The organism is Delftia acidovorans SPH-1 (genome assembly GCF_000018665.1).
GTDB lineage: Bacteria > Pseudomonadota > Gammaproteobacteria > Burkholderiales > Burkholderiaceae_C > Comamonas > Comamonas acidovorans.
In genome coordinates, this window is the sequence record NC_010002.1 from 4,346,428 (window position 1) to 4,369,082 (window position 22,655).

At 67.9% G+C, this 22,655-nt stretch carries 20 protein-coding genes; 11 read left to right on the top strand and 9 right to left on the bottom strand.

The genetic code is table 11. The features are described from left to right. Positions 1–122: 122 nt before the first annotated feature. Positions 123–1,184, top strand: a complete 1,062-nt coding sequence (locus DACI_RS19785) for a tyrosine-type recombinase/integrase (RefSeq protein WP_012205772.1) — start codon at positions 123–125, stop codon at positions 1,182–1,184. 34 nt (positions 1,185–1,218) lie between these two features. Here DACI_RS19785 and DACI_RS19790 read toward each other — a convergent pair whose 3' ends face one another. The 5 genes from DACI_RS19790 to msrA all read right to left on the bottom strand — a co-directional run bounded on the left by DACI_RS19790 (position 1,219) and on the right by msrA (position 5,738). Further along, a complete protein-coding gene (locus DACI_RS19790; protein ID WP_012205773.1) occupies positions 1,219–3,411 on the bottom strand; it encodes a TonB-dependent receptor domain-containing protein in 2,193 nt (730 codons plus the stop codon). Between the two features lie 240 nt (positions 3,412–3,651). Then, the gene (locus DACI_RS19795) at positions 3,652–4,107 is read right to left on the bottom strand and encodes a hypothetical protein (RefSeq protein ID WP_012205774.1); all 456 of its coding nucleotides are present in this window, start codon (positions 4,105–4,107) and stop codon (positions 3,652–3,654) included. Positions 4,108–4,229: 122 nt separating this feature from the next. Next, complete coding sequence (locus DACI_RS19800) at positions 4,230–4,538, bottom strand: hypothetical protein (RefSeq protein ID WP_012205775.1); 309 nt, start codon at positions 4,536–4,538, stop codon at positions 4,230–4,232. 51 nt (positions 4,539–4,589) lie between these two features. Next, the gene (locus tag DACI_RS19805) at positions 4,590–5,087 is read right to left on the bottom strand and encodes a Fur family transcriptional regulator (RefSeq protein WP_012205776.1); all 498 of its coding nucleotides are present in this window, start codon (positions 5,085–5,087) and stop codon (positions 4,590–4,592) included. Between the two features lie 114 nt (positions 5,088–5,201). Further along, positions 5,202–5,738, bottom strand: coding sequence for a peptide-methionine (S)-S-oxide reductase MsrA (gene msrA / locus DACI_RS19810; RefSeq protein WP_012205777.1), 537 nt, complete (start codon positions 5,736–5,738; stop codon positions 5,202–5,204). A 146-nt stretch (positions 5,739–5,884) separates the two neighbouring features. Here msrA and DACI_RS19815 point away from each other — a divergent pair, with 146 nt between their 5' ends. The 10 genes from DACI_RS19815 to DACI_RS19860 all read left to right on the top strand — a co-directional run bounded on the left by DACI_RS19815 (position 5,885) and on the right by DACI_RS19860 (position 17,045). Then, on the top strand, positions 5,885–6,583 hold the full coding sequence (locus DACI_RS19815) for a TetR/AcrR family transcriptional regulator (protein WP_012205778.1): 699 nt from the start codon (positions 5,885–5,887) through the stop codon (positions 6,581–6,583). After that, complete coding sequence (locus tag DACI_RS19820; protein WP_012205779.1) at positions 6,580–7,821, top strand: efflux RND transporter periplasmic adaptor subunit; 1,242 nt, start codon at positions 6,580–6,582, stop codon at positions 7,819–7,821. Before DACI_RS19815 ends, DACI_RS19820 begins: the two co-directional genes overlap by 4 nt. 2 nt (positions 7,822–7,823) lie before the next feature. After that, complete coding sequence (locus tag DACI_RS19825) at positions 7,824–11,051, top strand: efflux RND transporter permease subunit (protein WP_012205780.1); 3,228 nt, start codon at positions 7,824–7,826, stop codon at positions 11,049–11,051. Positions 11,052–11,094: 43 nt separating this feature from the next. Continuing rightward, positions 11,095–11,805, top strand: coding sequence for a protein-L-isoaspartate O-methyltransferase family protein (locus DACI_RS19830; protein WP_012205781.1), 711 nt, complete (start codon positions 11,095–11,097; stop codon positions 11,803–11,805). 77 nt (positions 11,806–11,882) lie between these two features. Continuing rightward, positions 11,883–12,230 (top strand): rhodanese-like domain-containing protein, encoded by a 348-nt coding sequence (locus DACI_RS19835; protein ID WP_012205782.1) that lies wholly within the window; start codon positions 11,883–11,885, stop codon positions 12,228–12,230. A gap of 90 nt (positions 12,231–12,320) precedes the next feature. Next, on the top strand, positions 12,321–13,796 hold the full coding sequence (locus DACI_RS19840; RefSeq protein ID WP_012205783.1) for a TolC family outer membrane protein: 1,476 nt from the start codon (positions 12,321–12,323) through the stop codon (positions 13,794–13,796). Positions 13,797–14,166: 370 nt separating this feature from the next. Beyond that, positions 14,167–14,844 (top strand): response regulator, encoded by a 678-nt coding sequence (locus DACI_RS19845; protein WP_012205784.1) that lies wholly within the window; start codon positions 14,167–14,169, stop codon positions 14,842–14,844. A gap of 2 nt (positions 14,845–14,846) precedes the next feature. Next, entirely contained in the window at positions 14,847–16,268 is a 1,422-nt protein-coding gene (locus DACI_RS19850; RefSeq protein ID WP_012205785.1) for a sensor histidine kinase, read from the top strand. A gap of 91 nt (positions 16,269–16,359) precedes the next feature. Continuing rightward, positions 16,360–16,620, top strand: a complete 261-nt coding sequence (locus tag DACI_RS19855; protein ID WP_012205786.1) for a type II toxin-antitoxin system Phd/YefM family antitoxin — start codon at positions 16,360–16,362, stop codon at positions 16,618–16,620. An 11-nt stretch (positions 16,621–16,631) separates the two neighbouring features. Beyond that, positions 16,632–17,045 carry a type II toxin-antitoxin system VapC family toxin gene (locus DACI_RS19860; RefSeq protein ID WP_012205787.1) on the top strand — a complete coding sequence of 138 codons (414 nt, stop codon included), beginning with the start codon at positions 16,632–16,634 and terminating at the stop codon, positions 17,043–17,045. A 57-nt stretch (positions 17,046–17,102) separates the two neighbouring features. On the opposite strand, the gene DACI_RS19865 is transcribed toward DACI_RS19860, so the two are convergent. From DACI_RS19865 to DACI_RS19880, 4 genes are all read right to left on the bottom strand, one after another. Next, entirely contained in the window at positions 17,103–18,422 is a 1,320-nt protein-coding gene (locus DACI_RS19865) for a 3-deoxy-D-manno-octulosonic acid transferase (RefSeq protein ID WP_012205788.1), read from the bottom strand. 15 nt (positions 18,423–18,437) lie between these two features. Next, a complete protein-coding gene (locus DACI_RS19870; protein WP_012205789.1) occupies positions 18,438–19,826 on the bottom strand; it encodes a phosphomannomutase/phosphoglucomutase in 1,389 nt (462 codons plus the stop codon). A 150-nt stretch (positions 19,827–19,976) separates the two neighbouring features. Then, complete coding sequence (locus tag DACI_RS19875; RefSeq protein WP_012205790.1) at positions 19,977–21,863, bottom strand: propionate--CoA ligase; 1,887 nt, start codon at positions 21,861–21,863, stop codon at positions 19,977–19,979. A 115-nt stretch (positions 21,864–21,978) separates the two neighbouring features. Beyond that, positions 21,979–22,650, bottom strand: a complete 672-nt coding sequence (locus DACI_RS19880; protein ID WP_013802233.1) for an outer membrane protein — start codon at positions 22,648–22,650, stop codon at positions 21,979–21,981. Positions 22,651–22,655: the final 5 nt, after the last annotated feature.

Below are 22,655 nucleotides of genomic sequence, written 5' to 3' on the forward strand. Positions count from 1 at the left end.
GGCCCTTTTTCTGGCGACTTGTCGCCACTGGTGTTCATCAGTCGATAACAAGGTTGCCGCTTGACTTCATGTAAGTTACATTAAACAACCCCATTGGTTGACTTGTTTTGTTCTCAACGCCCATGACCTCATCACCATCTCAGGCACCCGCTGCCGGCAAGTCGCCGTCCACTGTCCCCGACGGACTGGCCCTGTTCCGGCATTGGCTGGAAACCGAGGGCGCCAAGGGCTGGGATGCCCTGGACACGGCACCCGACAGCGGCTACGAAAAGGTATGGCGTGCCTGGCTGCGCAGCCTGGGCGATGTCGGCATGTCAGCCAAAGAAGATCCCCCCTCCCCCGCCCCCCCGAAAGGCAAAGTCAAGGCGAAGGCCCGCGCCTGGCAACAGGCCACCGCCGTTGATGTCCAGAATTTCCTGCGCCCGCGCGAAGGCCAGTTGTCGGGCCACCAGCCCGGCCGCCGCATCAGCGAGGTCACGCGCAGGCGCTACTGGCGATTGCTGGAACGCATTTACGACCATGCGCTGGACCACGGCTGGGTCAGCGCCAATCCCGCCGCAGGGCTGGCGCCGCAGGAACGCCCACCTGCCGAAGACGGCCAGGGCCATTGCCTTCCCGCGCCGCTGTGGAATGCCCTGCCCCGCCACATACCGATGGCCGACGGCTTTCAGTCGGCGCGCGACCGCGCCATCTTGCTGCTGCTGTACGAACTGGCGCTGGCGCCCGAGGAGGTGCGCGGCCTGTGCTGGCGCGATGTGCAATGCGCAGGACCAGGCGATGGCCTCCCCTGTCAATTGCATATCGATGGCGCACGCGCCGCGCAGCAGCGCACGCTGGATCTGTCGGAAACGGTGGTGAAGGCGCTGCAGGACTGGAAAGGTTTCAGCGCCGGCCAGCGCGGGCCGCAGGCCGTTCAACCCGATGCCACGGTCTTTTATTCGCGTGAAGGGCAGCCGCTGTCGGTGCGCGTGCTGTTCCATGTGGCTTCACAGCTGATACAGCGTGCCCATGCCGCGCAGCCTGCCTCGGCGCAGCAGGCGCCGCTGCACCGCGTCGGCCCGCAGGTGCTGCGCAACACGGCCATCGTGCAGTGGCTGCGCGCGGGCCGTGCCGAGACCGAAGTCGTGCAGTGGATAGGCGTTGACAGCGCGCGCGCCCTGCGCCATCTGCAGCATTACCTGTAGCAGACGGCGCGGGGAGCGCAGCGGGCAATCCGCCTTAGAACGACACCTTGACGCCCACCGTGATGTTGCGCCCCATCAGCGGCGCAGCGTTCTTGATGAACGATGTGTGGGCGAAGGCCAGGCGGTTGGTCAGGTTGTTGCCCTTGATGAAGAACTGCCAGGGCATGCCACCCGAGGTGCGCAGCGTGTAGCTGGCAGAGACGTTGAGCATGCCGTAGCCGTCCGTCTCGGTCTCATAGGCGGTGACACGGTTCTGGCGCAGCACCTGCACCCATTCGGCCTGGGCATCCCAGCCCTTGTAGAAGGTGTCCACGCGCAGGCCCACGCGCGCCGCGGGGATGCGCGGCAAGGCGGAGCCGTCTTCCAGCCGCGCACGCACGGCGTCACCGAACAGGGTCACGCCCCACTGGCGCGACAGCTTCTGGCGCACCTGGCCCTCCACGCCGGTGAAGCGCGCATCGGCCTGGGTGTACTGCAGCAGTTGCAGGCCGTCATGCTCGTCCAGCGTGGCGCCGTAGATGTAGCCCTTGACGCGATGGTGGAAGGCATTGACGCTGAACGTGGTGTCGCCTGCCGTCTTGCGCAGGCCGATGTCCAGCGCCTGCGAGCGTTCGCGCTTGAGGTCGGCATTGCCGCGCTCGTAGGTGGAAGTCGCCATGTGCAGGCCGTTGGCGTACAGCTCCTCGGCCGTGGGCAGGCGGTTGCCCTGCGTCAGCGAAGCCGAGAGGCTGTAGCCCGGGGTGAACTTCCACACCGAGCCCAGCGAGAACGATGTGCCGCTGTGGCTGCGCGAGATGCCGCTTTGCTGGGCGTCCACGGTCTGGCGCTCGTGGCGCAGCGCAGCCTGCCAGCGCCAGTCCTGCCAGCGGTATTCCTCCAGCAGGTAGATGCTGTTGCGGCGGGTTTCGGTGGGCTGCACATAGGCCTCCTCACCCTCGGCGCTGAACTTGCGCTGCACGGTCTGCAGGCCGATGACGCCGCGCCAGCCGGCGATGGGCTCCAGGTCTGCCTCCACGCGCAGGTCATGGGCGCGGTTCTTGAACGTGGTCGAGACCTGGCCGCCTTCGATCTCATCATGGCGATAGTCGGTCCAGCCACCGCGCACGCGCAGCGCCGCGATGCCAGCCGTCGGATTGCGCCATTCGCCGCGCAGATCCCAGCGCTCGCTGGTGAGATCGACCACCGGCACGCTGCCATGGTCGTGGTCATCGCCGCCGTGGTCATGTCCATCCTCGTCGCCGTGGTCATGTCCGCCGCAGTGCAGATGGTCGCCATGGGTGTGGCAGCCCTCGAAGCTGTGGTTGTGGCCCGGCAGGCCATAGCGCGCGGTCTGGCGCGTGTAGGCCAGGCCCAGGTAGCCTTGCGTGCCGATCCAGGACAGGCCCAGGCTGCCCGTGTCCGTGCGGTTGAAGCTGCCCGCCACGCGCCCCTGGGACTGGCCGTTGGGCGCCCAGCCGCTGCCCACGCGGTAGTCGCCGGCATCGCGCGCCATGCCCTCGGCGTGGATGGCCAGCTGGCCGGCGCCGCCCGTCAGCGAGAAAGCGCCCGCCGTCTCGCCCGCGCCCGTGCTGCCGCGCAGCTGGGCCGAGCCCGTGATGCCGTTCCTGGGAATGGACGTGGGAATCTTGTCGTCCAGAATGTTGACCACGCCGCCCATGGCGCCACCGCCGCCGTAGATCAGCGCAGAGGGGCCGCGCAGCACCTCGATCTGCGTGGCCAGCATGGGCTCGCTGGCCACGGCATGGTCAGGGCTGATGGTGGAGGCATCGTGCAGCTCGGAGCCATCGCTGAGGATTTGCACGCGCGGGCCGTCCATGCCGCGGATGATGGGCCGGCTTGCGCCTGCGCCGAAATGGCTGGCATGGATGCCGGGCTCGCCGTCCAGCGTCTCGCCCAGCGTGGCGGCCTGGCGCAGCGTGAGCACGTCGCCTTCCAGCACCGTGGCCGGCGTGGACATGTCGGCCGAGGTCAGGCCCAGGCCGCTGGCCTTGACCGTCACCTCATTGAGCACGGGGGCATCACTGCGCGGCGCGCCCGCCCCAGCGTTAGCTGCGGCTGCGGGTCCTGCAGAGGGTACGGGGTCGGCAGGCTCTGCCGCCATGGCCAGGCCGCCCGTCGCCGGGCCCAGCACGCCTGCCAGCAGCAGTTGCTGCAGCAGCGGGCGCAGTTTCGTCCTCTCCCCCTGCGCCTTGGCGTCCTGGTGGTATTGCTTTGTTGTCACTCTCATCACTGGTCTTCCCGGCAGCGGCCGGCCACGTCCCTGCGGGGCGTGGAAATCCGGGCGCTGCAAAAAATGGCGTCGGAAGCGGACGGCCACGGCGCGCCCTGCAGGCGCATGCGGCCATCCGATCGGATATGCATTCAAGGAACTGCCGGACCTGGGCGCGGCGCCTTGTTGCGATCAATGCAGCAAGGCGCGGCCAAACGGCTGTGCAGGGCAGGCGCATGCAGCGCCAGTCCCGGAGATTCAAGCCGCCAGGTAGACAGTGATGGAATGCGGGGGACCCCGCGCATCGAAGAAGGCCGCCAGCATGCGGCCATCGCGCACGATGACCGGCTGGACGGGTTCGGCCTGCTCGCCCCAGAAAGGCGGCAAAACCACGGCGGATGGCGGCCCCGCCATGCCTTCGTGCAACTGGTCCAGCAGTTGGCAATCCGCCGGGCCGTGGCTCGAGAACAGCGCATGGACCCAATCGACGGATGCATTGCAGGAAGTGGCAACCACCTCCACCGGGACATGGAGCGTGGCTGCGGCCAGGCCGCCCGCGTGTACCACGCGGTGCATCTGGCCCAGCAACGGCGCCAGGGCAATGGAGCAGACCAGCAGCCAGGCCACCAGCCAGGCCCGACCCGGCACGGCGCCGCGCAACGCAAGCCTTGAGGCCTGCGCTGGCAAGTGACGTTCCGGGGAATGCAAGGGCATGGAGGGATCAGGGGCTGGATGGGCAGCGCAGAGTGTATGCGCCAATTTGCGGGGCAGGCTTCACCATCCCGTCACAAAGACTGGCGATTGCTCACGGCGCCACACGGCGGGCAGGACCACACTCAATGCGCATGGCGCATGCCGCAGAACTTGCCCAGCGCCAGGCCCTTGCAATCGGCCTGCAGTTGCTTTTGGCATTGTTCATGGTCGCGGCCGGCGGCCAGGCACTGCGCGGCGGCTTCGTGGGCCTTGGCCATGGCGCGATGGCGTTCCATATCGGCCCGGGCATGGGCATCGAGCGGCGCCGAGGCGCCCTGTGCCTTGGCGTCGGGCTGGGCTTTCGCGTGGTCGTGGTCATGTGCCTGGGCTGCTGCGGCCAGGAAGACAGCGGCCAGGATCAAGGAAACGGAGCGCAACGGTGCAAGGGTCATGCGAAATCCTGAAGAACTATGCAAGAGAAGAAAGGGGCCAAGGCGATCACTTCAGGCGGACGGGGTATTTCGGGATGGCCCTGCACTGCTGCAGTCCTGGCACAGCCCTGTCACCGCCACATCGATGGCCCGGCCCTGCAGGCCACTGGCGGCCAGCGCCTGGTGCAGCTGCAGCAAAGCGGCCTGCAGCGGCTCGCCGCCCCCACCGCCCTCGCCGCCCAGCCGAAAAGCGCTGTGGCAGTCCGCGCATTCGAAATGCGCAGCGGCATCGGCCTGCCTGCCTGCGCCCGGCACGGACCGGCCGTAGCGGGCCACGCGGGCAGCATCCACGCTGCGGCGCAACACACCGGCTGCCGCCAGGCGGTCCAGCAGCCGGTAGACGGTGACGCGGTTGACCTCCACGCCCTGGGCGTGCAGGGCCGCTTCCACATCGGCTTCGCTCAGGAGTGCGTCGGCCCGCGACTCCCACATCGCCAGCACGGCCCGCGTGGCACGCGTCGAACGCATGCCGGCAGGTATGGGCAGGGAAGTGGGGGTCGGCAAGGACATGGGTGATCAAAGGTCAGGCCGCTGAACACGGCAGGGCAGCCAGGCGGCATTATCGCAACCGGGTTGCATTATGCCTGCGAATCACAACCGCTTACATCACGCGCCGCCACCCGCTCAGGGCTTGACCCAGCGCGCAAAGGCGCCCCGGAACTTCTGCACCTTGGGCCCCACGACAAAGGCGCAGTAGCCCTGGTTGGGATGGTTGAGGAAGTAGTCCTGGTGATAGTCCTCTGCCGGCCAGTAGCTCGCCAGGGGCTGCACCTCGGTGACGATGGGCGCGTCGTAGGCACCGGCCTGGGTGAGTTCGGAGATCAGCGTGCGCGCCACTTCGGCCTGTTGCTCATTCGTGGTGTAGATGCCGCTGCGATACTGCGTGCCCACATCATTGCCCTGGCGGTTGAGCGTGGTCGGGTCGTGCGTGCCGAAGAACACGGTGAGCAGGTCGCGCAGCGGGATCACGGCAGGATCGAACTGCACGCGGATGACCTCGGCATGGCCGGTCTGCCCGGTGCATATGTCTTCGTAGCTGGGATCGTCCAGATCGCCATTGGCGTAGCCGCTTTGCACGTCGCTCACGCCGCGCACGCGGTCGAAAACGGCTTCGGTGCACCAGAAACAGCCGCCGCCCAGATAAATGGTTTCAGTCGCCATATGCGCCTTTTCTGTGAAGAAATCGAAAAAATGACCACACGCAATGCATGCGGGCCGTTGCACCTACAGGTTAGCCCATGCACAAGCCAGGTGACGACGAACGGTTCTGCGGTTACGATAACTAACCCATCAGTCATTAATTTTCCGTGACCGACTCCCCCGCCTCTTCACCCGCCCCCGCCGAGCCTTCCGGAAAGCGCAGCCGCCGCAAGCAGGAGCGTCCCGGCGAGTTGCTGGAAGCGGCACTCGACCTCTTCGTGGAAAAGGGCTACGCCGCCACCCGCGTCGAAGAAGTCGCCGCCCGCGCCGGGGTCTCCAAGGGCACGCTGTTCCTCTATTTCGCGAGCAAGCAGGAGCTTTTCAAGGCCGTGGTGCGCCACAGCATCGCGGGCCGCTTCGGCGAGTGGAGCGAAGAGCTCGACAACTACTGCGCACCTTCAACCGATCTGCTGCGCTACTGCTTCAAGTCCTGGTGGGAACGCATCGGCAGCACCAAGGCGTCGGGCATCACCAAGCTCATGCTCAGCGAGGCGGGCAATTTTCCCGAGCTGTCTCAGTTCTACCACCAGGAAGTGGTTCTTCCAGGCCATGAGCTGATCCGGCGCATCCTGCAGCGCGGCGTCGAGCGCGGCGAGTTCCGGCCCATGGAACTGGACCTGTCCGTGCACTGCGTGGTCGCCCCGATGATGTTTCTGATGATCTGGAAGCATTCGCTGGGCGGCTGCCTGCCCCATGGCGACTTCGATCCCGAGCTGTTTCTGGAATCCCAGATCGACTACCTGCTGCATGGCATGTGCCAGCCCCTTGCAGCCACCACGCCACCCTCCTCCCCGCCCACACCATGAAGCGTCGCACCGGCTGGCTGATCTGCCTGGCCTTATTGATCGCCATCGGCGCCAGCGTATGGCGCGCCGCATCCACCCGGCACAGCAAGCAAAGCGCCATCGCCGCAGCCACCCAGCCGCGCGAGATGCCGGTGCGCGTGGGTCCGCAGGAAGTGGTGCAGTTGCAGCCGCGCCAGCTGCAATTGACCGTGCCAGTCAGCGGCGTGGTGCAGGCCGTGCGCAGCGCCGTGGTCAAGGCCTATGTGGCCGGCGAGCTGCGCGGCCTGCAGGTGCGCGAGGGCGACAGCGTGCGCAAGGGCCAGGAACTGGCCCGCGTGGACGCCACCGAGGTCGAGGCCCGCTGGCGCCAGACCCGCCAGCAGGCCGACGCGGCCCAGGCGCAGCTGCAGCTATCCCAGCGCCAGCACGACAACAACCAGGCCCTGGTCACGCAAGGCTTCATTTCGACCACGGCGCTGGCCACCTCCCAATCCAACCTCGATGCCGCACGCGCCAACCTGGCCGCTGCCCAGGCCGCCGCCGATGTGGCCCGCAAGAGCGTGACCGACAGCGTGCTGCGCAGTCCCATGGACGGGCAGGTCGCGCAGCGCCTGGTGCAGGACGGCGAGCGCGTGGGCGTGGAAACGCGGGTGCTGGAGATCGTCGATCCGTCCGACCTCGAAGTCGTGGCCCAGCTGGCGCCCGCCGATTCGGTGCGCGTGCAGGTCGGCCAGCAGGCACTGTTGCAGGTTCAGGGTGCGGGCGACGATGTGGCCGCCGTGCCCGCGCGCGTGGTGCGCATCAACCCCAGCGCCCAGGCAGGTTCGCGCAGCGTGGCCGTCTATCTGCGTGTGCAGGCTGCACCGGTCAACGCAGGCGCCGCCGGCAGATCCATCCCCATCGTGCGCCCGGGCCTGTACCTGCAGGGCAGCATTGTCACGGGGCAGACCGAACAGTTGGCCGTGCCCCTGACCGCCGTGCGCACCGACCAGCCCCAGCCCTATGTACAGCTGCTGCAGCCTGCGGGCGAGTCCGATGCGGACAAGAGCCTGCTGCGCGTGCAGCACCGCCCGGTCACGCTGGGCAGCCAGAGCGCGCAGGATGGCGCCACCTGGATTGCCGTATCCACCGGCCTGCAGGCCGGTGACCGGGTGCTGGCCGGCAGTGTGGGCGGCCTGCGCGCAGGCACGGCGGTGCAGATGCAGCAAATGCAGCAGGCCCCGCAGTCCCTGGCTGCGCCAGCCCCCGGAGCCCGCTGACCATGTGGTTCACGCGCGTCAGCCTGGCCAACCCTGTGTTCGCCACCATGCTCATGCTGGCCCTCATGGTGCTGGGTGTGTTTTCCTACCAGCGACTCAAGGTGGACCAGTTCCCGAATGTGGACTTCCCCGTGGTCGTGGTCACGGTGGACTATCCGGGCGCCTCGCCCGAGATCGTGGAGTCCGAGGTCACCAAGAAGATCGAGGAAGGCGTCAACTCCATTGCCGGCATCAACGCACTGACCTCGCGCAGCTATGAGAGCACCAGCGTCGTCATCATCGAATTCCAATTGCATGTCGATGGCCGCCGCGCTGCCGAAGACGTGCGCGAGAAGGTGGCCTCGGTGCGCCCCACCCTGCGCGACGAGGTCAAGGAGCCGCGCGTGCTGCGCTTCGATCCGGCCAGCTCGCCCATCTGGTCCGTGGCCGTGCTGCCCCAGGCCGATGCCGGCGCCAAGGCGCCCGATGCCGTCGCGCTGACCAGCTGGGCCGACCAGGTCCTCAAGAAACGGCTGGAGAATGTGCGCGGCGTGGGCGCCGTCAACCTGGTGGGCGCCACGCCGCGCGAGATCAACATCTACCTGCAGCCCGAGGCGCTGGAAGCCTATGCCATCACGCCCGACCAGATCGTGAACGCCGTGCGCAGCGAGAACCAGGACCTGCCGCTGGGCGCCATCCGCTCGCGCGAGCAGGAGCGCGTGGTGCAGATCGACGCACGCATGAAGCGCCCGCAGGACTTCGAGCGCATCATCGTCGCCCAGCGCGGCGGCGCTCCCGTGCGGCTGGGCCAGCTGGCGCGCGTGCAGGACGGCGCGGGCGAACTGGAAACCGTGGCCCTGTACAACAGCAGCCGCACCCTGCTGCTGTCCGTGCAAAAGGCCCAGGACGAGAACACCATCGAAGTCGTGGACGGCCTGAACGCCACGCTGCGCGAGATCGCCGCCGAAGTGCCGGCCGGCGTGCGGCTGGAGCCGATTGCCGACAGCGCCCGCCCCATCCGCGTGGCCGTCAACAACGTGCGCCAGACGCTGATCGAGGGCGCGGCACTGACGGTGCTCATCGTCTTCCTGTTCCTGAACTCCTGGCGCTCCACGGTGATCACGGGGCTGACGCTGCCGATTGCGCTGATCGGCACCTTTTTGTTCATGTATTGGTTCGGCTTCTCGATCAACATGATCACGCTGATGGCGCTGTCGCTGTGCGTGGGCCTGCTGATCGACGACGCCATCGTGGTGCGCGAGAACATCGTGCGCCATGTGCAGATGGGCAAGGACGCGCATGCCGCCGCGCTGGACGGCACGCAGGAGATCGGCCTGGCCGTGCTGGCCACCACGCTGTCCATCGTGGCGGTGTTCCTGCCCATCGGCTTCATGGGCGGCATCATCGGCAAGTTCTTCCACGAATTCGGCATCACGATCGTGGCGGCCGTGATGATCTCCATGTTCGTGAGCTTCACGCTGGACCCCATGCTCTCCAGCGTCTGGCATGACCCGACCATCCACGCCCATGGCGAGCAGCGCGGCCGCAGCCTCTACGACCGCACGCTGGGCCGGGTCACGGCCTGGTTCGAGCGCGCCACCGACTCGCTGTCCCACTTCTACCAGGACGTGCTGGGCTGGGCGCTGCGCCACAAGATCACCACGCTGGCGGCGGCGCTGGCCATCTTCGTGGCCAGCATCTTCCTGGTGCCGCTGCTGGGCACGGAATTCGTGCCCAAGGCCGACTTCTCGGAAACCACGGTGAGCTTCAACACGCCCGTGGGCTCGTCCATCGAGGCCACGGAGGCCAAGGCCCGCCAGGTCGATGCCATCATCCGCGCCCTGCCCGAGGTCCGCTACACGCTGGCCACCATCAACACCGGCACGGCCCAGGGCAAGATATACGCCAGCATCTACATCCGCCTGCTGGACCGCCACCTGCGCCAGCGCAGCGGCGATGAACTGTCGGGCGTGCTGCGCGAGCAGCTGCAAAGCGTGCCCGGCATCACCGTCACCCATGTGGGCCAGCGCGAGCCCGTGGGCGGGCAAAAACAGGTCGAATTCTCACTGCAGGGCCCGGACCTGGGCGAGCTGGAGCGCCTGAACCGCGTGGTGATGGAACGCCTGCGCGGCATTCCCGGACTGGTGGACCTGGACAGCAACCTCAAGCCCGACAAGCCCGTGATCGACATCACCGTGCGGCGCGATGCGGCCGCCGACCTGGGCCTGTCGGTAGGCTCCATGGCAACGGCTCTGCGCACCTGGGTGGCCGGCCAGACCGTGGGCAACTGGCGCGCCAGCGACGACCAGACCTATGACGTCAAGGTGCGCCTGGCGCCCGAGTCGCGCAGCACGCCCCAGGACCTGGAGCGGCTGCCCTTCGCCCTGCCCTCCACCTCGGGCGACGGCGGCATGCGCATCGTGCGGCTGAACCAGGTGGCCACCGTCACGCCCAGCACCGGCCCCAGCCAGATCAACCGCCGCGACATGACGCGCGAGGTCGCCTTCAGCGGCAACGTCTACCTGCGCTCCAGCGGCGAGGTCTCGGCCGACATCCTCAATGCCTTGGCCGACATCGCCCTGCCACCCGGCTACCGCACGCAGTTCAGCGGCGCCACCAAGAGCATGAACGAATCGTTCGGCTATGCGGTGTCCGCCCTGGCGCTGGCCATCATCTTCATCTACATGATCCTGGCCAGCCAGTTCAAGAGCTTCCTGCAGCCGCTGGCGTTGATGACCTCGCTGCCGCTGACGCTGATCGGCGTGGTGCTGGCGCTGATGATGTTCGGCTCGGCCCTGTCCATGTTCTCCATCATCGGCGTGGTCATGCTCATGGGACTGGTCACCAAGAACGCCATCTTGCTGGTGGACTTCGCCATCCGCGCGCGCGGGCCGCACAGCGACCCGGACACCGGCCAGATCCGCGACGGCCTGCCGCGCGAGCAGGCCCTGCTGCTGGCAGCACGCGTGCGGCTGCGCCCCATTCTGATGACCACGCTGGCCATGATCTTCGGCATGGTGCCGCTGGCCTTCGCGCTCAGCGAAGGCTCCGAGCAGCGCGCGCCCATGGGCCAGTCGGTGATCGGCGGCGTGGTCACCTCGTCGCTGCTGACCCTGGTGGTCGTGCCCGTGGTCTATTGCTACCTTGACGACTTCTCCCAGTGGCTGCGGCGCCTGTGGAACGGCAACCGGCACGACGCGGCACCCGGCCAAGGCGCCGCCAGCGCCCCCACCCCGCCGCGAGACTCGTAGAATCAAAGGTTTGTCCTGACAAGTCTTTCTCCGGAGATACCCCATGAGCCTGCCCCTGAACAGCCTGCCCGAACACCACAGCGCCCAAGCGCACGCGCGCTACAACATGATCGAGCAACAGATCCGCCCCTGGAACGTGCTTGATGAAGAAGTGCTGGCACTGCTGGGCAAGGTGCACCGCGAGAATTTCGTGCCGCCCGAGCATGCCGGCCTGGCCTTCATGGACCTGGAAATCCCCCTGGTCGCCCCGGCCGAGGAAGCCGCCGCCAAGGGCTGGTGCATGCTGGCCCCGCGCATCGAGTCCCGCATGCTGCAGGACCTGAAGATCAAGCCCACCGACCGCGTGCTGGAAATCGGCGCCGGCTCGGGCTACATGGCCGCCCTGCTGGCCGCCCAGGCCAAGGAAGTCGTGACACTGGAGATCGTGCCCGAGCTGGCCGAGATGGCCCGCGAGAACCTGCTGGGCGCCGGCATCACCAATGCCGAGGTCAAGCTGGCCGATGGCGCCACGGCAGCGGCCGCCCTGGGCCAGTTCGACGCCATCGTGCTCAGCGGCTCGGTCGCCCAGGTGCCGCAGGCCCTGCTGGCCCAGCTCAACGACGGCGGCCGCCTGGCAGCCATCGTCGGCCAACTGCCCATGATGCGTTTCACGCTGGTGCAAAAGAACGGCCACCAGTTCGAAACCAGCCAGCCCTGGGACGTGGTGACCGCACGCCTGGCCAACTTCGAAGAGCCTTCGCGCTTCACGTTCTGAAATCCGCCACGGCGGCCGGGGTCCAGAGGATTTCGGCCGCTGCGGCAACTCCACTCCATTCCGCAAGGATCTTTCCGATGCTTCCCCAAGTGCCTCCCGCGCAACTCAACGATTGGCTGAACCAGCACTCCAGCGGCTCCGATGCCCTGCCCCTGGTGCTGGACGTGCGCGAGCCCTGGGAAGTGGCCCAGGCCAGCGTACGCCCCGAGGGCTTCGAGCTGCGCTGCATCCCCATGGGCGAGATTCCCTCTCGCCTGCAGGAACTCGATCCGGATCACCCCACAGCCTGCCTGTGCCATCACGGCGCACGCAGCATGCATGTCGCTGCCTTCCTGATGAACAACGGCTTCGAGACCGTGGCCAATATCAGCGGAGGCATCGATGCCTGGTCGCGCGAGCGCGACCCAGGCGTGCCGCGCTACTGAGCGGCAACACGCAAAAGAAACCCGGGACACGGCGGTACACCCGCCGTCCCCGGTGCTTCGTGACGACTGTGTTTTGATTCGAGGACCTCTATGCCCCTGCTTCGGCCCCTTGCCCCTGTCGCTTCCGCCCTGACCCGCCCATACGCCTGGCCCCTGCGCCACATGGCCTTGCTGCTGTGCGCGGCCGGCATGGGCTCGGCCCTGGCACAGGCTCCTGCCCCAGCCGTCCTTGCGCCCGCCCCTGCGGCCCCGCAGTCTGCCCTGCCCTCTCTGACAGCATCTGCGCCCACGGGCCAGAACCTGTCCGAACTGGTGGCCAAGGCCCGCGGCTACGACGCCCAGTGGCAGGCCCAGCAGGCCGACGCCCAGGCCGCCGCCAGCCGCGCCGAGCAGGCACGCTCGGGCCTGTTGCCCAGCGTGGGTCTGCAGGCCGGTGCCAACACCTCGCATGTGGAAGTCAGCGTGCTGCCGGGGAGCTTTCGCTCGCCCCAGCAGAACCTGCAGCTCAGCGCCCAGCAGCCGCTGTACCGCCCGGCCAACAAGATCGCCTACGACCAGGGCCAGCGCGGCGTGGACGTGGCGCGTGCCCAGTTGGACAGCGGCGAGCAGAACCTGCTGGTTCGCGTGGCCCAGGCCTACTTCGATGTCCTCGGCGCCCAGGACAGCCTGGCCGTGGTCAAGGCACAGAAGGCAGCCATTGCTCAGCAGCTGGAATTTGCCAAGCGCAACTTCGAGGTCGGCACGGCCACCATCACCGACTCGCGCGAAGCCCAGGCGCGGTTCGACCTGGCCGGCGCGCAGGAAATCGCCGCCGAGAACGACCTGCGCGTCAAGCGCCTGGTTCTGGACCAGATCGTTGGCGCCGTGGGCACCGTGCCCCGCCCCCTGGCCCAGCCGCTGCAGTTGCCGGCCCTGATGCCCGCCGATGCCCAGGCCTGGGTGGACACCGCACTGCAAGGCCAGCCCCAGCTGCGCCAGGCCCGCCTGGCGCTGGACATTGCCCAGCTGGAAACGAAGAAAGCCGAGGCCGGCCACAAGCCCACCGTGGACCTGCAGGCCGGCTACGTGGTCAACCGCTATCCCAATGGCTCGGTCACACCGCAGATCGGCACCAGCTACCGCACCAATGCCGCCAGCGTGGGCGTGGTCATGAACCTGCCCCTGTTCGCCGGCTTTGCCGTGCAAAACCGCATCAAGGAGACCCTGGCACTGGAAGACAAGGCGCGCGCGCAGCTGGACGACGCCCAGCGCAACGTGGAGCAGAGCACGCGCACGGCCTTCTTCGGCGTGCAGTCGGGCCAGGCCCAGGTCAAGGCTCTGGAGGCCGCGCTGGCGTCCAGCCAGAGCGCGCTGGACGCCAACAAGCTCGGCTACGAGGTCGGCGTGCGCATCAACATCGACGTGCTCAACGCGCAAAGCCAGCTCTACCAGACCCAGCGCGACCTGGCCCTGGCGCGCTACCAGGTGCTGCTGGGCCAGCTCAAGCTGCGCCAGGCCGCCGGCACGCTCAGCGACGACGACCTGCGCGCCATCGATGCGCTGTCGCTCCGCGCGCCAGCCCCTTGAATCCCTGAAACGCCCGCACGGCCGGCAGTGCCCCGGGCTGATGCCCGGCCGCCGCGGGCCGCGCGCCTGGCGCCGCAGCCCTGTGCTCTGGCAAAGCCGAGGCACGCAAACCCGCCACGACCAGCATCCAGGCAGCCAGCGCGCACAGCGCCGCCAGGCGGCTCAGCAAGGAACAGCGGGAGAGTCTTGGCATGCGCGCCTTGCCTTCGTGGGAGTTGTCGAGCGGGCCACTGTGGCAAACCAGCCTGAAGACCTGCCCCGGCTTTCCTGAAGGGATGCTGAAGCGCATCGTCCCCGCCTTGACCGATACTCGCGGCAGCCCTCCCGCAGGCGCCGGTCCGCGGCATGGGAGCGGCACAGGAAACACACGATGAGACTGCTGCTGGTGGAGGACGATCTGGATCTGGGCAATGGCGTGCGCATCGCATTGGGCGATCACGCCATGGACGTGGTCTGGGTGCGCCGCCTGTCCGATGCGCTGCGCACGCTGGAGCAGCAAAGCTTCGAGATGGTGTTGCTGGACCTGGGCCTGCCCGATGGCGACGGCATCAGCCTGCTCACGCGCCTGCGCCGCGAATGGCGCCGCCTGCCCGTGCTTATCCTGAGCGCACGCGACAGCCTGCACGACCGGCTGCACGGCCTGGACAGCGGCGCCGATGACTATCTGGTCAAGCCCTTTGCCCTGGTCGAACTGGTGTCACGCGTGCGCGCCCTGGCACGCCGCAGCTATGGGCAGGGCGACGGCACGCTGCATCTGCGCGGCCTGTCGCTGCACGAGCCCACGCGCCGTGTCAGCGTTGCAGGCCAGAACGTCGAGCTGTCCCGCTGCGAATTCGACCTGCTGGCCCTGCTGCTGCGGCGCATGGACCGCGTGGTCACGCGCAGCGGCATCGAGGAGGAAGTCATCCCGGGCGGCAGCGCCAACGGCAGCAATGCGCTGGAGGTCCATGTCTCCAACCTGCGCCGCAAGATCGGGCCGGGCTTCATACGCACGGTGCGCGGCATTGGCTATGTCATCGACTCGCAGCCGATGGCCCCCCTGTCCTGACCATGACATCGCACACCCTGCAGGGGCAACAGGCCAGCCCGAGATGGCGCCGCTGGCTGCGGCCCACCCTGGGCCGGCGGATGCTGCTGGCCCAGATGGGCGTGCTCACCGCGATCTGGACCGCGTTGCTGGTGGCAGCCATCTACATGGCCCACTTCCACAATGAATTGCTGGTCAGCAAGCCTGTCTACGAACTCGTCATGGCTGTGGCCGAGGACCTGGCCGACCTTCCGGACCGCCAGCAGCACAGCCTGGCCGCGCTGGACACGGCCCTGCGCCATGAGTACGGCGACGGAGACGACGACATCCGCTTCACGCCCACGCTGCTGGTCTGGCAGCGCGGCCAGCTCCTGTACCGCTCGCCCACGCCGGCACCCACCCTGCGCAACCGCGTGCTGGACACGGTCGAGGACATAGATTTCGAAGGGCAGACCTGGCGCATGAGCACGCTGCGCTCGGCCTCGGGCCAGACCGAGGTCACGCTGATGCTGCCGTCCTTCAAGGAACTGCTGATCACCCTCAACACCCGCAGCTACTACCTGCTGCCGCTGCTGATCAGCCTGCCCTTCCTGGCCTTTCCGGCCTGGTGGTCGGTGCGCGCGGCGCTGCGCCCGCTGCGCCGCGTGGGCGACGAGCTGGCCACGCGCGGCCCCGACGACCTCAGCGCGCTCACCTATGCGCCGCCACACGCCGAGCTGCGGCCGCTGGTGCAGGACATCAACGCCCTGCTGGCCCGCGTGCGCTCCAGCAGCGAGCGCGAGCGCAACCTGATTGCCGATGCAGCCCACGAACTGCGCACGCCGCTGGCGGCCATGCACGTCAACGTCGAGGCCCTGCTGCGCCTTGGCAGCGAACCGCGCCAGCAGGAACTCATGGACAGCCTGCTGCGCAGCAACCAGCGCGCCAGCCGCATGGTGGCCCAGCTGCTGCAACTCATGCGCAGCGAGACCGAAGCGCCCGGCATGGCCATGCAGCCGCTGCGCCTGGACCTGCTGCTGGAAGACCGGCTCGCCGCACTCGACGCCCTGGCCTGCCGCCGCCCGGTGGAACTGGCCCTGGAAGCCAGCGAGCCACTGAGCGTGATGGGCGAACGCGAAGGCCTGGTCTCGCTGATCGACAACCTCGTGGACAACGCCATCAAATACAGCCCCGCGCACGCCACCATCAGCGTGCGCCTGCAGCGCCAGGGCGACCAGGCCGTGCTCCAGGTGCGCGACCGTGGCCCGGGCATCGCCGAGGCCTGGCGCCAGCGTGTCTTCGACCGCTTCTTCCGCGTACCCGACCAGAGCCAGAGCGGCAGCGGCCTGGGCCTGGCCATCGCCAGAACCGTGACCGAGCGGCACGGCGGCAGCATCGAGCTGCTCAGTGTGGAGGATGGCGGGCTGCTGGCGAGTGTGAGCCTGCCGGTGCTGCAGGAAGGATAGGGCCCTTGATGCGTGCATGGGCCCAGGATTGCAGAGCCAACAGTCCAGGAACTAGACTGGGCCCGTAACCCGTGAGCGAAGGAGCGCAATCATGAAATCCTGGCCTGTGCAAGATGCCCAAGACCACTTCAACGAGCTTCTCGAAGCCTGCCTGACCGATGGCCCGCAAGTGTTGACCCGGCGTGGCGCAGACACTGCCGTGCTCGTTCCGATGCAAGAGTGGCGCCGCCTGCATCCCGCTGCCGAACCTGCTTCGCTCAAGGAACTGCTGCTCTCGGAAGTGGGCCGCGCAGACCTGCTGATCCCGCCGCGCGGCCTGGCACACCGCAGGCCCATCGAACCCGCCAACTGAGTGCGCCAGAAATGTATTTGCTGGACACCAACATCATTTCAGAGCTGCGGCGCCCCAGGCCCCACGGAGCCGTCCTGGCCTGGCTTCAATCCCTGCCTGAGCCGGAGCTCCATCTGTCCGCGGTCAGCCTGGGCGAAATCCAGGCGGGCATAGAGCTGACCCGGCAACAGGATGCTGAGAAGGCCCAGGAAATCGAACGCTGGGCAGATCTGGTCTCCGCCTCCTACAACGTGCTGCCGATGGATGCCGAGACCTTCCGCATCTGGGCCCGGCTGATGCACGGGCGCTCCGAGGCGCTGTATGAGGACGCAATGATTGCAGCCACGGCCATGCGCCACAGGCTGGTCGTGGCCACACGCAACATTCGCGACTTCACGGATTTTGGCGTGGCGCTTGTCAACCCCTTTGAGTCGCCCTTTCGCTGAACGGGCAAAAGCCCTTTTACTGCGCAGTCTTGCCTGCCCACCCCTGGCACAGGAGGATCAGGCGAGCGACTGCAACAGCCCGGCCACCGCCTGCGCCGTGGCCTGTGCGGCCCCGCGATGCTGGTCCAGGAAGCCGCGCGCCTGGGCCACGGCATGGGCGTGGGACTGGCGGTCCCCGGCCAGGTCCACGGCCAGGCGCAGCCCGTGCTCCATGTCGGGCGCCCGCAGCGCGGCGCCGGCTTCGCAGGCCAGATCCGAGGCTTCGCTGAAGTTGAAGGTATGCGGCCCCAGCACCACGGGGCAGTCGCAGGCCAGGGCCTCGATGAGGTTCTGGCCGCCCAGCGGCGCAAAGCTGCCGCCCATGAGCGTGGCGTCGGCCAGGCCGTAGTACAGGGCCATCTCGCCCAGCGAATCACCCAGCCAGATGTCGATGTCATCCGCCGCAGCCCCGCAGGGCGGGCCACCCACCCACTGGCTGCGGCGCGAGACATGCAGGCCGCCGCCAGCCAGCAGCGCCGCCACTTCGTCAAAGCGCTGCGGATGGCGCGGCACGACCAGCCATTGCACGGCCCGGCCTGCCGGCCCCAGCGTGCGCAGGGCGGGCAGCAGCATGGCCTCCTCGCCCTCGCGGCTGCTGGCCAGCAGCACCACAGGGCGGGACAGGCCGGACTTCCATTGCCGGGCGCGCTCCAGCAGCGCGGCGTCCGGACGCGCATCGAACTTCAGGTTGCCGAGCACGCCGCGCACGGGCGCACCCAGCAGGCGCAAGCGCCGGGCATCGTCCTCGGTCTGTGCCCAGACGGCAGCCAGGGCGGTATAGGTGGGCCGCGCCAGCGGCGCCACGCGCAGCGCCTGGCCCAGCGATTTGTCGCTGAGCCGCGCGTTGGCCAACGCCAGCGGCACGCCTTCTTCGCGGCAGATGGCGACCAGGTTGGGCCACACTTCGGTCTCCATGAGCACGCCGACCGCGGGCCTGAATTGCTGCACGAAGCGGCGCACGACCGCTGGGGTATCCCAGGGCTGCCAGACCTGCAGGTCGCCGGGCTGCAGCAGCCGGCGGCCTTCGGTGCGGCCCGTGGCCGTGCCATGGGTCAGCAGCAGGCGCATGCCGGGCAGGCGCTCGCGCAGCGCGGTCAGCAAGATGGCGGCAGCGCGCGTCTCGCCCAGCGATACGGCATGGATCCAGATCCACCGGCCGCGTCCGTCCTGCCCCAGCGTGGCCGGCTGGTAGCGGCCAAAGCGCTCGGGAATGTGCTCGGCATAGACGGGCTCGGCCTCGGCTCGGCGCAGCAGCTTGCGGCGCAGCAGCGGCTGCGCCGCCCAGGTCACGGCGCTGTACAGCGCGCGCGCCCAGGACGTGGGAGAGCGTGAAGTCATCGCCTGGCGCGCAAATCAGTGCGCGGCGCCGCCAACCTGCGCGCCGGGTTTGACGCGCTCCAGCAGCGCCAGCATCTGCGCCTCGATGCGCGACAGCGCCTCCTGGGTCTGGCCCTCGAAGCGCAGCACCAGCACGGGCGTGGTGTTGCTGGCGCGGATCAGGCCGAAGCCGTCGGCCCAGTCCACGCGCAGGCCGTCGATGGTGCTGACCTGGGCCGGTGCGGCAAAGGTCTCGGCGGCCAGGGCCTGCAGTTCGGCGGCCAGGCGATGGGGCTCGCCCTCGGCGCAGGCCACATTCAGTTCAGGGGTGGAAAAGCTGGTGGGCAGCGCGTTGAGCAAGGCGCTGGGGTCGGCCTCGCGGCTGACGATCTCCAGCAGGCGGCAGCCCGCGTAGGTGCCGTCATCGAAGCCGTACCAGCGTTCCTTGAAGAAGATGTGACCGCTCATCTCGCCGCCCAGCGGCGCGTCCAGTTCCTTCATGCGGGCCTTGACCAGGGAGTGCCCGGTCTTGAACATCACGGGCTCGCCCCCGGCCTCGCGGATGGCGGGCGCCAGGCGCTGCGTGCATTTCACGTCGTAGACGATGCTGCCGCCCGGCACGCGCGAGAGCACGTCCTTGGCAAACAGCATCATCTGGCGGTCGGGGAAGATGTTCTGGCCGTCCTTGGTGACGATGCCCAGGCGGTCGCCGTCACCGTCGAAGGCCAGGCCCAGTTCGGCGTCCGAGGTGCGCAGCGCCTCGATCACGTCGCGCAGGTTCTCGGGCTTGCTGGGATCGGGATGGTGGTTGGGGAATTCACCGTCCACTTCGGAGAACAGCTCGATCACCTCGCAGCCCAGGGCGCGGAAGATGCCGGGCGCCGAGGCCCCGGCCACGCCGTTGCCGCAGTCCACCACGATCTTGATGGGGCGCGCCAGCTTCACGTCGCCCACGATGCGCGCCTGGTAGTCGGTCTGCACATCGGCGCGGCGCACGCTGCCGGTGCCCGTGATCGTCCAGTCGTCGCTCTCGACACGGCGGCGCAGCGCCTGGATTTCCTCGCCGTAGATGGCGCGGCCGGCCAGCACCATCTTGAAGCCGTTGTAGTCCTTGGGGTTGTGGCTGCCCGTGACCTGGATGCCCGAGCGCGCCAGTGTGCTGGCCGCGTAGTATAGCATGGGGGTGGTGGCCAGGCCGATGTCGATCACCTCGATGCCGACCTCGGTCAGGCCGGCGATCAACGCCGCGGACAGCGAGGGTCCCGACAGGCGGCCATCGCGTCCCACGGCCACCACGGTCTCGCCAGCCGCCAGGGCCGCCATGCCGAAGGCGCGGCCCACGCCAAGCGCGACCTCCTCGTTGAGCGTGGACGGCACGATGCCGCGGATGTCATAGGCTTTGAAGATGGAAGATGCGACCTGCACGTCGAAAACGCTTTCTCGTCGGTTGAAAACAGGGCGCCGCAGCCTGGGGACCTGGCCCGGCTGCGGCCCAAGGCGCGATTGTAGGCGCGGCAGGCAGGGGCGCCGGCGCACATCACCCCGGCTGCAAGCGGTTGCGGCGCGTGCCCTGCCTCACAGCTGCTGCTGCACCTGGGCCAGCGCAGCCGGGTCTTCCATGGTGCTGAGATCGCCCGGGTCGCGCCCCTCGGCCACGGCCTGCATGGCGCGGCGCAGCAGCTTGCCGCTGCGCGTCTTGGGCAGCGCACTGACGAAGACCACGCGCGAGGGCCGGGCCACGGCGCCCAGCCGCGCATCGACCAGCTTCATCACATCGGCCTGCAGCGCCGCGCGCTCGGCCTCGCCCTCCAGCGCCGTCCGGGGCACGGCAAAGGCCAGCGCCACCTGGCCCTTGAGCGTATCGGCCACGCCGACCACGGCGACTTCGGCCACCTGGGGATGGGCGGAGATGCATTCCTCGATCTCGCGCGTGCCCAGACGGTGGCCGGCCACGTTGATCACGTCGTCCGTGCGGCCCAGGATGAAGAAGTAGCCGTCCTCGTCGCGAATGCCCCAGTCGAAGGTGCTGTAGACCATGCGGCCTGGAATGCTTTTCCAGTAGGTGTTGACGAAGCGCTGGTCGTCACGCCAGACGGTCTGCATGCAGCCCGGCGGCAGCGGTCCCTCGATGGCCAGCACGCCCTTTTGCCCGGCACCGAGCAGTTCCTCGCCCGTGGCCTCGTCGATCAGTTTCACGTCATAGCCATAGACGGCCTTGCCGGGACTGCCGAAGCGCGTGGTCTGCTGCTCCACGCCGTTGCACAGCGTGAGGATGGGCCAGCCGGTCTCGGTCTGCCAGTAGTTGTCGATGATGGGCTTGCCCAGGGCCTGGCTGATCCACTGCGCCGTGGGCTCGTCCAGCGGCTCGCCGGCCAGCCACAGCGCCTTGAGGCTGGAGATATCGTGGCGGTGCAGGTACTCGGCATCGTGCTTCTTGAGCACGCGGATGGCCGTGGGCGCCGAGAACATGTGGGTGACCCGGTATTTCTCCACGATGCTCCACCAGATGCCCGCGTCGGGGCGTATGGGCAGGCCCTCGTAGAGCACGGTGGCCATGCCTGCGATCAGCGGCGCATAGATGATGTAGCTGTGGCCCACGACCCAGCCGATGTCGCTGGTGCAGAAAAAAGTCTGCCCTGCCTCGGCCCCGAAGATCAGCGGCATGCTGGCGGCCAGCGCCACCGTGTAGCCGCCCGTATCGCGCTGCGCGCCCTTGGGGCGCCCCGTGGTGCCGCTGGTGTAGAGCGTGTAGCTGGGGTCGGTGGATTCCACCCAGGTGCAGGCGACCTGGGCGTCGGCGTGCAGCGCACGCAGGCTGGCCCAGTCGTGGTCACGGCCGGCGCGCATGGGCGCAGGCGCCAGGCCACGGTCCACGATGAGCACGGCCGCTGGCTTGTGGCTGGCCAGCTGCAGGGCCTCGTCCAGCAAGGGCTTGTAGGCCACGACGCGCCCGCCGCGCGAGCCCGCGTCGGCACTGATGATGACCTTGGGCTCGGCATCATCGATGCGCGAGGCCAGCGCCGCCGAGGCAAAGCCGCCGAACACCACCGAATGGATGGCACCCAGCCGCGCGCAGGCCAGCATGGCAAAGGCCGCCTCGGCAATCATGGGCATGTAGATCTGGACGCGGTCGCCCTTGTGCACGCCCAGCGACTGCAGCACGGCGGCCATGCGCTGCACCTCGGCATGCAGTTCGCGGTAGGTGTAGACCTTTTCCGTGCCGGTCTCGGTGGAGATGGCGATCAGCGCGTTCTGGTCGGCGCGCTCGGCCAGGTGCCGGTCCACGGCGTTGTGGCAGAGATTGGTCTGCCCCCCGACAAACCACCGTGCAAATGGCGGATTGTCGTAGTCGCAGATGCGCTGGGGCGGCACATGCCAGTCGATGCGGCGGGCCTGCTCGGCCCAGAAGGCATCGCGCTCCTCGATGGAGCGGCGGTGGAAATCGTCGAAACGCGGGGCCATTGTCTGTCTCCTGTCGTTGTCATGGATTGGCGGCTTCTGAATTCATAATTATTCATAATGCGCTTGCCAAAAGCTGACAACTCCGCGCTGCGCGGGCAGACAGGCCCCTTCAAACTCAGAAGCTGTAGCGCAGGCCGACCGAGATCTCGCTGGAGCTCAGCTTGGCGCGCATCTGCTCATCCTGCAGGCCACGGACATTGGTGAAGTTGTTGGCGCCGCTGTGGGTCTTGCCCATGCCCACATAGCGGTAGCCCAGGTCGATGCTGACCTTTTGAATCGGCGAGTAGCTGACGCCAAAGCCCAGCGCATAGGCCAGATTGTTCTGGGAATCGCTGAAGTACTGGCGATTCGGATTGCCTTGCCAGCCGCTGGACTGCAGGTGGGCCAGGCCCAGGCCCGCCGTGCCGTACACGGAGAACTGCGCGTTCAGGGGGAAATCCTTGTACGCATTGATCATCAGGCGCTGAGAACGGATGCTGTGGTGATTGAAGCTCGTGGGAAAACGCGTGGAGCCGCTGGTGAATTCGTTGCTCCTGGGCAGGGTGTATTCCGCTTCCAGACGCCAGTCCGACGGGAGCTGATAGCCCAGGGCCAGAGAGCCGCCTGTAGCGCGGCGGCTGTCGTCGCCAGGCACGAACTGCCCCAGGCCGGGGCGGGCGCTGGAGTCCATGTCGTGGGCCTTGTAATTGGCGGAATTGATGCGGACGGCGCCATAGAAATTGTCGGCAGCCAAAGCGCTGCCCGAGGCGGTCAGGATCAGGGCGGTGAAGGTCAGAACGTGCTTCATACAGT

What these genes read in the sequence shown, in the direction of transcription:
- DACI_RS19860 (WP_012205787.1), top strand. Translation starts at nt 16,632, where the DNA reads ATGTATTTGCTGGACACCAACATCATTTCAGAGCTGCGGCGCCCCAGG.
- DACI_RS19875 (WP_012205790.1), bottom strand. Translation starts at nt 21,863, where the DNA reads ATGGCCCCGCGTTTCGACGATTTCCACCGCCGCTCCATCGAGGAGCGC.
- msrA (WP_012205777.1), bottom strand. Translation starts at nt 5,738, where the DNA reads ATGGCGACTGAAACCATTTATCTGGGCGGCGGCTGTTTCTGGTGCACC.
- DACI_RS19820 (WP_012205779.1), top strand. Translation starts at nt 6,580, where the DNA reads ATGAAGCGTCGCACCGGCTGGCTGATCTGCCTGGCCTTATTGATCGCC.
- DACI_RS19840 (WP_012205783.1), top strand. Translation starts at nt 12,321, where the DNA reads ATGCCCCTGCTTCGGCCCCTTGCCCCTGTCGCTTCCGCCCTGACCCGC.
- DACI_RS19880 (WP_013802233.1), bottom strand. Translation starts at nt 22,650, where the DNA reads ATGAAGCACGTTCTGACCTTCACCGCCCTGATCCTGACCGCCTCGGGC.
- DACI_RS19855 (WP_012205786.1), top strand. Translation starts at nt 16,360, where the DNA reads ATGAAATCCTGGCCTGTGCAAGATGCCCAAGACCACTTCAACGAGCTT.
- DACI_RS19805 (WP_012205776.1), bottom strand. Translation starts at nt 5,087, where the DNA reads ATGTCCTTGCCGACCCCCACTTCCCTGCCCATACCTGCCGGCATGCGT.
- DACI_RS19795 (WP_012205774.1), bottom strand. Translation starts at nt 4,107, where the DNA reads ATGCCCTTGCATTCCCCGGAACGTCACTTGCCAGCGCAGGCCTCAAGG.
- DACI_RS19830 (WP_012205781.1), top strand. Translation starts at nt 11,095, where the DNA reads ATGAGCCTGCCCCTGAACAGCCTGCCCGAACACCACAGCGCCCAAGCG.
- DACI_RS19785 (WP_012205772.1), top strand. Translation starts at nt 123, where the DNA reads ATGACCTCATCACCATCTCAGGCACCCGCTGCCGGCAAGTCGCCGTCC.
- DACI_RS19850 (WP_012205785.1), top strand. Translation starts at nt 14,847, where the DNA reads ATGACATCGCACACCCTGCAGGGGCAACAGGCCAGCCCGAGATGGCGC.
- DACI_RS19800 (WP_012205775.1), bottom strand. Translation starts at nt 4,538, where the DNA reads ATGACCCTTGCACCGTTGCGCTCCGTTTCCTTGATCCTGGCCGCTGTC.
- DACI_RS19835 (WP_012205782.1), top strand. Translation starts at nt 11,883, where the DNA reads ATGCTTCCCCAAGTGCCTCCCGCGCAACTCAACGATTGGCTGAACCAG.
- DACI_RS19865 (WP_012205788.1), bottom strand. Translation starts at nt 18,422, where the DNA reads ATGACTTCACGCTCTCCCACGTCCTGGGCGCGCGCGCTGTACAGCGCC.
- DACI_RS19825 (WP_012205780.1), top strand. Translation starts at nt 7,824, where the DNA reads ATGTGGTTCACGCGCGTCAGCCTGGCCAACCCTGTGTTCGCCACCATG.
- DACI_RS19845 (WP_012205784.1), top strand. Translation starts at nt 14,167, where the DNA reads ATGAGACTGCTGCTGGTGGAGGACGATCTGGATCTGGGCAATGGCGTG.
- DACI_RS19790 (WP_012205773.1), bottom strand. Translation starts at nt 3,411, where the DNA reads ATGAGAGTGACAACAAAGCAATACCACCAGGACGCCAAGGCGCAGGGG.